Raw genomic sequence first — 8,363 nt, 5'->3', positions numbered from 1 at the left:
CGCTGCGACGTCCTGTTCGCCATGCTCAAGACCAAACAGCCCTACCGAACCCCAGCAGCGGCCGCCGCTTGACAAGAACCATAGGGGCACCCCCCTGAGCGAGTATGTGGGTGTCGCACAGCGCCCGGTTGTGGCCTGAGTCCGGAGCGACCGGACCCGGGCCGGGCCGGTGGTACTCGGGTTATGAGCCCGTGCGGCGTCGGTGAGGCCGCGAGGCCGACTTCCGTGACGCCCCCTCGCTTCCGAGGCGGGCCGGGCGGGTCACCGGGTCCCGGACCGCCGGTGGCTTCGTGCCCGGGCACGGTGGTAGGCGACCTCCAGAAGTTCCCGCACGGTTTCGGCGGTGTTCGGACCCGGCGCCACCACGGCCAGCCAGCCGAGCTCGCCGTACACCGGATGGGCGATCACGGTATCGGTCACGGCGGGGTCCGTGCCCGTGGGTTCCGGGTCGCGGGGAGCGCGGCCGGTCCAGATGGTGAACAGTTCTCTACCGACGTGGAGGTTCGCCCGGAAGACGCCGGCCCGGTCGAGCCGGGACCGCTCGTCACCGGGGTAGTTCTTGGTGACGAGGGTCGCGAAGGGCTGGGTATTGGCCGGGACCGCGCCGTCGGGCGCGTAGAAGAAGAACGCGTCACCCCACGCGATCTCGGGGGTGCCGTCGCCGGGGCGGGGTTGCTGGATCAGTACGCCGTCGCGGGCGCCGAGGTATTCGATGATCTCGTCGAACGTCATGCCTTCGAGCGTTACATTGAAGTGCTTATGGAGAGTTGTGACGAGAACCGGCCGGAAACAGCGACCCGAAGTCGCAACTCCGCAGGTCTGCGGACCGCCGATATCGCCCGCGCTACCGGGTACTCGGTCCAGCAGATCCGCAACCTCGAACGTGACGGTGTGCTCCCGCCCGTGCCGCGTACACCCAGCGGGTACCGGGTGTACAGGGAAGCCCACCTGTGGTCGGTCCGGGCCTATCGCGCGCTGGCGGCCGGCGTCGGCCCGGTCGAAGCGAAACGGATTCTGCGCGAGGCGCGGGAGCGGGGCCCATCCCGGCTGTTCGCGCTGCTGGATCACGCACACGCCGAGCTGGACCGGGAACGCCGGGACCTCGCGTTCGCGCGGGAGGCGGCCCGATCCATCGCCGGCGAGCCGCTCGGCGATATCCGGCCGGCCGACGACATGAGCATCTCCGAACTGTCCCGCGCGCTCGGGGTCCGGCCCTCGACCCTGCGGCACTGGGACGCCGAGGGGCTGGTCGTGCCGCAGCGCGCCGAGGGCGCGACCCGCCGGTACCTGCCCGGTGATGTCCGGATCGCGCGGCTGGTCCACCAGCTCCGCCTCGCCGGGTATGGCATCTCCGCGCTGCGGGAACTGATTCCCTCGTTGCGGGGCGCCCACGGCTGGGACGAGATCGGCCGGGCCCTGGCGGCACGGGACTCCGGGCTCGACGCCCGGTCCGCGGCCCTGTTCGAGGCCGGTGCGGCGTTGCACATGCTGCTGCGTACGGAGCACGGCTGACTCCTCCGGGTCAGGCGGTGCTCTCCCGCCGGCCGGTCGGGCCGAACTGCTCGGTGCGGATCCGTCCGGACGGGATGCCTTCGCCGGTTCTCCTGGGCGATGAGCGCGTCGGCCATCAGCCAGTACACGCGGTCCCAGGCGGCGGCGATCGGTTCGGTGACCACCTCGGCACCGAGAACCGCGACGAGGGCGGCAAAGAGGTGTTCGTGGACCACGTCGTACTGCTCGGCGGTGATCCCGAGCGATGCGTGTTTGTGGCCGATCCGGGCGAGCATCGAATCCGGTTGCGGGGCAGTGGGATCGACCAGCCGCGCGGCGAAGCGGGCGATGGACGCCGCCAGCGCGCGCGGTGGCTGCCCTGGGCCTGGTCGCCACGGTTGAACAGGTCACGGCCGAGCTGCGGATGCCGGTCGAACAGGTCGCGGTAGAAGGCGGCGGTGATCGCGTCGAGATTCGCCTCGACCAGTGGCAGCGTGGCACGGACGATTTCGGCGTGCCGGGCATCGAGTCCGGGCGGCGTGGTGGTCATATCGGTGTCCTTCGCTCCACCGCAGCGCTTGCCTGCGGCTTGTACCCACGGCGGTTGTATTCAATGGATCAAGCATTTACATAGTGGCCTATATGTCCAGCTGCTCCGAGTTGATTGTCGAGAATTGCCGGTCACTTATCCGATCTGTTCGCGATCGAGGAAGCCCTGACACGCCGATTCGGCTTCCGCCTGCGGGTAGTCCGGCGAGGTGACAGTGCACGAATATGTCGGCTACCTCGCGGTCGTGGTCCTCGTTGTGCTGGCGCCCGGACCGGATACGGTGATCACCCTCCAGCACTCGGTACTGGGTGGACTCCGCGGCGGCGCCCGGGCGGTGACAGGTATCTGCGCCGCCAGCCTCGTACAGGGCAGTGCGGCGGCATTGGGTGTGGGAGCGCTGATCACCGGATCGCAACCGGTGTTCACGGCGTTGCGGTGGCTCGGCGCGGCCTATCTGTGCTTCCTCGGGGCGCGGGCGCTGTGGTCCGCCTGCCGCGGTGACGGTCCCGGATGGGCGGCCGACGGCGGCAGTGGTGACCGCGCGTTACGGGCCGGATTCCTCAGCAATATCACCAATCCGAAGATCCTGGCCCTGTATCTATCGGTCCTCCCGCAGTTCCTGCACGCGGATTCCGGTGTCGCCCAGGCATTGCTGCTGGCCTACACCGTGGCGGTGCTCGGTTCGCTGTGGTTGCTGTGCCTCGCGGCATTCGTCCACCGGGTCCGGCCCTGGTTGGCCCGCCGGGTGGTGCGACGGCTGCTGGACGCCGTGGCGGGGGCGGCGCTGGTGACCTTCGGGGCGCGCCTGGCGAGCGACTGAGCCCGGTCCCCGGCCGGGTGCGAGGGCGCCCGCCCTGGACCGGCGAACCGCGGGATTCGGGCGCTCACCGGGCACTGTTTAGCACCGCCCCTGCGGGGAAGCCGCCCGACCAGGGCGAGTTGCGCCCGGATCGGGGACACCAGGTCATCCCGCCAGCGAGGAGGACACCATGGACCGAACATCACAGCCGTCCGCCGACCCCGCCGCGTCCGATGCGCAGCAGCAGGTGCTCGGCGAAGGGCGCGGGGGCGACGACCCGAAACAGCGGCAGCTCGATCCGCTGCGGCAGGATCGGGAGAGCGGGTACCTCACCACCCAGCAGGGGGTGCGCGTCGACCACACCGACGACGCCCTGACCGTCGGCGAGCGCGGCCCCACCCTCGTCGACGATTTCCACGCCCGGGAGAAGATCACCCATTTCGATCACGAGCGAATTCCGGAGCGGGTGGTCCATGCCCGCGGTGCGGGCGCGTACGGATACTTCCGCCCATACGATGATTCGCTGGCCGATTACACGGTCGCGAAATTCCTGACCGATCCGCAGCTGCGCACGCCGGTCTTCGTCCGGTTCTCCACGGTCGCCGGGTCCCGGGGTTCCTCCGATACGGTCCGTGACGTGCGCGGATTCGCCACCAAGTTCTATACCCCGCAGGGGAATTACGATCTGGTGGGCAACAACTTTCCGGTGTTCTTCATCCAGGACGGCATCAAATTCCCCGATTTCGTGCACGCGGTGAAGCCCGAACCGCACAACGAGATCCCGCAGGCCCAGTCGGCCCACGACACGCTCTGGGATTTCGTGGCCGCCCAGCCGGAAACCCTGCACGCCATCATGTGGCTCATGTCCGACCGCGCGCTGCCGCGGAGCTACCGGATGATGCAGGGTTTCGGTGTGCACACCTTCCGGCTGGTGAACGCCGAGGGGCGGGGAACTTTCGTGAAGTTCCACTGGAAGCCGAGTCTGGGTGTGCACTCACTGTTGTGGGACGAATGCCAGCAGGTGGCGGGCCGCGACCCCGACTACAATCGGCGCGATCTCTGGGACAATATCGAGGCCGGTAACTTCCCGCGCTGGGAACTGGGCGTGCAGCTCGTTCCCGAGGAGCAGGAATTCGACTTCGATTTCGACCTGCTGGATGCCACCAAGATCATCCCGGAGGAGCAGGTGCCGGTGCGCCCGGTCGGCGAGCTGGTGCTGGACCGCAACCCGGACAATTTCTTCGCCGAAACCGAGCAGATCGCCTTCCATACGGCAAATATCGTGCCCGGTATCGATTTCACGAACGACCCGCTGCTGCAACTGCGCAACTTCTCCTACCTGGACACCCAGCTGATCCGGTTGGGCGGCCCGAATTTCGCGCATCTGCCGGTGAACCGCCCGCTGGCCGACGTCCGTACCCATCAGCAGGACGGATACAGCCGCCACGATATTCCGCACGGCCGGGCGTTCTACACCAAGAACACGCTCGGCGGCGGCTGCCCCGCGCTGGCCGACGAGGACGTCTATCGCCACTACACGCGCCGGGTGGAGGGCGAGACGATCCGGGCCCGCAGCGAGAGCTTCAAGGAGTACTACCGGCAGCCGCGCATGTTCTGGCGCAGTATGACCGAGCCGGAGGCCGCCCATATCGTCGAAGCGTTCGCCTTCGAACTCGGTAAATGCCGGGAGGTCGAGATCCGGACCCGGGTGCTGGACGAGCTGGTTCGCATAGACCCCGACCTGTCCGGCCGGGTGGCGAGCGAGCTGGGCCTGCCGGCCCCGGCCGCGCAGGAGGTGTCCGAGGTCGCGCTGTCACCCGCGCTGTCCCAGCTGAAGGATCCCCCGCAGACCATCGCCACCCGCCAGATCGCGATCCTGGCCACCGACGGGGTGGATACCACGAGTGTGGAACAGTTGCGCAGCGCCCTCGCCGATCGCGGTGCCGTCACCGAGGTCCTCGCACCGCACGGCGGTGAACTGCGCGGAACCGGCGGGAATGCCCTGGCCGTGGACCGAGCCCTGGCGACCATGGCCTCGGTCCTCTACGACGCCGTCGTGGTCGCCGGGGGCGAAGAGTGTGCGCGCGCACTCGCCGCGGCGGGTCCGGCCGTGCACTTCGTCACCGAAGCGTACAAGCACGCGAAGCCGGTCGCCGCGCTGGGCGCGGGCATCGAGGTGTTGCGGGCAGGCGGTATCGCGGAGCCCCCGCAGCCGGACACCCCCGCCGACGGGGTACTGCGCAGCGGTGACACCGTGTCCGACGGTTTCACCGAAGCGTTCGCCACGCTGCTCGCGGGGCACCGGATCTGGGAACGGGACACCCACAGCATTCCGGCCTGAGGCCGTCGTACCGGTGCCGTCTCGTCTGGGGCGGCACCGGTACAACGCACACCGCGCCGGCGCTCCCGGTGTAGCCGGGGCGCGCGCGGGTAGGCGGTGTGCGGGTTCGACGAGAAGTGAAGATCCGCGCCGGCCACCGCACGGACGTTGTCCGCGTGCGGTGGGTAGTCGTGCCCTCGGCGCGGCCGGGCGGATCGTGAGCACGACGAGGAGGATCGATGCGGACAGTGACATCGCTGCCCCAGCAGATCACCGTGGACGAACACCTGTGGATCCCGATGTCGGACGAAACCAGACTGGCGGCCAAGGTGTGGCGGCCGGTCGCCGCCGACGACCGGCCGGTCCCCGGCATCCTGGAATACATTCCCTACCGGAAACGAGATCTGTCCGCGGTCCGGGATTCCATTCACCACCCCTACATGGCGGGCCACGGATATGCCTGCGTCCGAGTCGATCTGCGCGGTACCGGGGAGTCCGAGGGCGTACTCGTGGACGAATACCTCGACCAAGAGCATCGCGATGCCGAGGATGTCATGGAGTGGATGGCCGCGCAGCCCTGGTGCGACGGCCGGATCGGGATGATGGGTATCTCCTGGGGCGGGTTCAACTCGTTGCAGATCGCGGCGCGCAAACCGCCGCACCTGCAGGCGATCGTCATCTCCTCGTTCACCGACGATCGCTATTCCGACGATATGCACTACATGGGCGGCGCACTGCTGTCGGACAATATCGCCGAATCCGCCACCATGTTCGCCTACAGCACTCTGCCGCCCGATCCGGCACTGGTCGGCGACCGCTGGCGCGATATGTGGTTCGAGCGGCTGGAGAACTGCAGTCTGTGGGCGGCCAACTGGCTCGAGCATCAGCGGCGCGACGACTATTGGCGCCGGGCCTCGGTGTGTGAGGACTATGCCGCCGTCCAGGTGCCGGTTCTGGCCTCGAGCGGGTGGGCCGACGGGTATTCGAACGCGGTCGGCCGGCTGCTCGCCAACCTGGACGTCCCGCGGAAGGGACTGATCGGTCCCTGGTCGCACAAGTATCCGCATCTGGGCGAGCCCGGACCCGCCATCGGGTATCTCCAGGAAGTCGTGCGCTGGTGGGATCACTGGCTCAAGGACGTCGACAACGGTGTGCTCGACGGGCCGGTATTGCAGACCTGGATGCAGGAGAGCGTGCCGCCGTCGACCGCCTACGAGGACCGGCCCGGCCGGTGGGTGGGGGAGCCGGAATGGCCCTCGCCGAATATCGAGTTCACCGAATTCCCGCTGGGGCGGTACCGCATCGCCGAGCCCGGCGAGGAGGTGGCCCAGGTGGCATTGCCGGTCGAATCGCCGCTGTCGGTGGGGCAGTTCGCCGGGAAGTGGGCGTCCTACAACGCCCCGCCCGATCTGCCCTACGACCAGCGCGAGGAGGACGGCGGCTCACTGGTGTTCGAGACCGACGCCCTCGCGCAGCGGTGCGAGATCCTGGGCGCGCCGACGGTGACCCTCGAGGTGTCGGCGGACAAACCGGTCGCCATGGTCGCGGCCAGGTTGTCCGATGTGGCGCCGGACGGCCGGGCGACACGGGTGACCTACGGCCTGCTCAACCTGACCCACCGGGACGGTCACGACGATCCCCGGCCGCTGGAACCCGGCGAGCGGTACCGCGTCACCGTGCAGCTCAATGCCGTGGCCCAGGCCTTTCCGGCGGGCCACCGGATCCGGCTGTCGCTGTCGACGTCGTACTGGCCCCTGGCCTGGCCGCCGCCGGAGCCCGCGCAGGTCACCGTGCACACGGCGGGGAGCAGTCTGCGGCTGCCGATCCGGCCGATGGCCGGTGCCGAGGAAGGATCGGTGCAGCCGTTCGGTGAGCCCGAGGGCGCGCAACCGATGGCGGTGACCCATATCAGCCCCGGTGAGCAGAAATGGACGGTCTCCCGTGACCTGGTCGACTATCGGTCCGCCCTGGAGATCGTCAAGGACGCCGGCCTGGTCCGCTATGACGAACACGAGCTGGAAGTGGACCGGAAGGTCCGGGAACGCTACGGCTGGCAGGCCGACGACTTCTGCTCGCCGACCGCGGAGACCTCGTGGTCGATGAGTTTCGGCCGCGGGGAGTGGCGCATCAGGACCGAAACCCGCACTCGGGTCACCTGCACGCCCACCCATTTCCTGGTGCACGCCGAACTCGACGGTTTCGAGGGCGAGCAACGCACCTTCTCCCGGAACTGGGACAGGAGGATCCCGCGTGACCACGTCTGAGGTGCAGCCGGCGGTGCCCCGGGAGTCCGCCGCGACCAGTCTGCGCGGCCGGATGCTGATCGCCGCCCTGCGGCTGACCCGGGCCGGTAAACCCTTCTCCAGTGCCGAGGCCCTGCACGAGAGCATCCGCAAGAGCCAGCAGCCCGCGCGGGACCGGCCGCCGGCCGCGCTGGGGCGGCGGCACCGGGTCGGCTGCCGGGAGATACACGGGCGGCCGGTCTACACGATCCGGCCACGAGCCGCGGGTACCTCCCGGCACGTGATGTACCTGCACGGCGGCGCCTACGTCCACCAGATCCAGCGGGACCACTGGAAATTCCTGTCGCGATTGATCGACGAGACCGGCTGCACGGTGACGGTTCCGCTCTACCCGCTCGCCCCGGAGAACCACCCCCGCGACACCTTCTCCATGGTGCTCGCCGCGCACGACGCGGTCTTCGCCGGCACCGCGTCGCACGACAAGGTGCTGATGGGGGATTCGGCCGGGGGAGCGCTGGCGCTGGTGCTGGCCCGCGCGCTCGGTGCGGCCGGTGGGGTGGAGCCGAAAGAGGTGGTGCTGATCTCCCCGTGGCTCGATGTGACCATGACCGACCCGTGGGCCCGGGAGCTCGATCCCCGCGACCCCTACCTCGGTGTCGCGGGCCTGACCGAGGCCGGCCGGTTGTACGCGGGGGATCTCGATAGAACCGATCCGGTGATCAGCCCGCTCTACGCCCCGGCCGCGACGCCCGGCGAGTTGAGCCTGTTCATCGGCACCAGGGATGTCCTGCTCGCGGACGCGCGCCGGTTCCGTGCACGGTGTGCCGCCGAGGGCGTCGCACTCGAATATCACGAATTCGCCGGAATGTTCCATGCCTGGCCGCTGGCCGATATCCCGGAGGCCCGGCGGGCGCTGGGTGACCTGGTTCGAATCGTGAATCGTCCGCCGTCGTGACAATC

6 protein-coding genes and 1 pseudogene are annotated in these 8,363 nt (G+C 69.0%); 5 read left to right on the top strand and 2 right to left on the bottom strand.

The features are described from left to right. Positions 1–261 precede the first annotated feature (261 nt). Positions 262–732, bottom strand: coding sequence for a DUF6194 family protein (locus tag ACLML9_RS06605; RefSeq protein WP_411944638.1), 471 nt, complete (start codon positions 730–732; stop codon positions 262–264). Positions 733–759: 27 nt separating this feature from the next. On the opposite strand from ACLML9_RS06605, the gene ACLML9_RS06600 reads away from it, so the two are divergent. Further along, positions 760–1,512: a MerR family transcriptional regulator gene (locus tag ACLML9_RS06600; RefSeq protein ID WP_411944637.1), complete on the top strand. Its 753-nt coding sequence runs from the start codon at positions 760–762 to the stop codon at positions 1,510–1,512. 89 nt (positions 1,513–1,601) lie between these two features. Here the strand turns inward: ACLML9_RS06600 and ACLML9_RS06595 are convergent. Further along, positions 1,602–1,984 (bottom strand): annotated as a pseudogene (locus ACLML9_RS06595) (globin domain-containing protein); the annotation flags it as partial. A gap of 265 nt (positions 1,985–2,249) precedes the next feature. On the opposite strand from ACLML9_RS06595, the gene ACLML9_RS06590 reads away from it, so the two are divergent. The 4 genes from ACLML9_RS06590 (at position 2,250) to ACLML9_RS06575 (ending at position 8,358) form a co-directional block, all read left to right on the top strand. Continuing rightward, positions 2,250–2,861, top strand: a complete 612-nt coding sequence (locus ACLML9_RS06590; protein ID WP_411944636.1) for a LysE family translocator — start codon at positions 2,250–2,252, stop codon at positions 2,859–2,861. A gap of 169 nt (positions 2,862–3,030) precedes the next feature. Then, on the top strand, positions 3,031–5,181 hold the full coding sequence (locus ACLML9_RS06585) for a catalase (protein WP_411944635.1): 2,151 nt from the start codon (positions 3,031–3,033) through the stop codon (positions 5,179–5,181). Positions 5,182–5,399: 218 nt separating this feature from the next. Next, on the top strand, positions 5,400–7,424 hold the full coding sequence (locus ACLML9_RS06580) for a CocE/NonD family hydrolase (RefSeq protein ID WP_411944634.1): 2,025 nt from the start codon (positions 5,400–5,402) through the stop codon (positions 7,422–7,424). Beyond that, the gene (locus tag ACLML9_RS06575; protein WP_411944633.1) at positions 7,411–8,358 is read left to right on the top strand and encodes an alpha/beta hydrolase fold domain-containing protein; all 948 of its coding nucleotides are present in this window, start codon (positions 7,411–7,413) and stop codon (positions 8,356–8,358) included. The genes ACLML9_RS06580 and ACLML9_RS06575 overlap by 14 nt, the downstream gene beginning before the upstream one ends. Positions 8,359–8,363: the final 5 nt, after the last annotated feature.

Source organism: Nocardia sp. NPDC002869 (assembly GCF_046764065.1).
GTDB classification, from domain to species: domain Bacteria; phylum Actinomycetota; class Actinomycetes; order Mycobacteriales; family Mycobacteriaceae; genus Nocardia; species Nocardia rhamnosiphila.
Note: the sequence above shows the minus strand (reverse complement) of the source record. Positions and strands in the feature narration are given on the sequence as shown.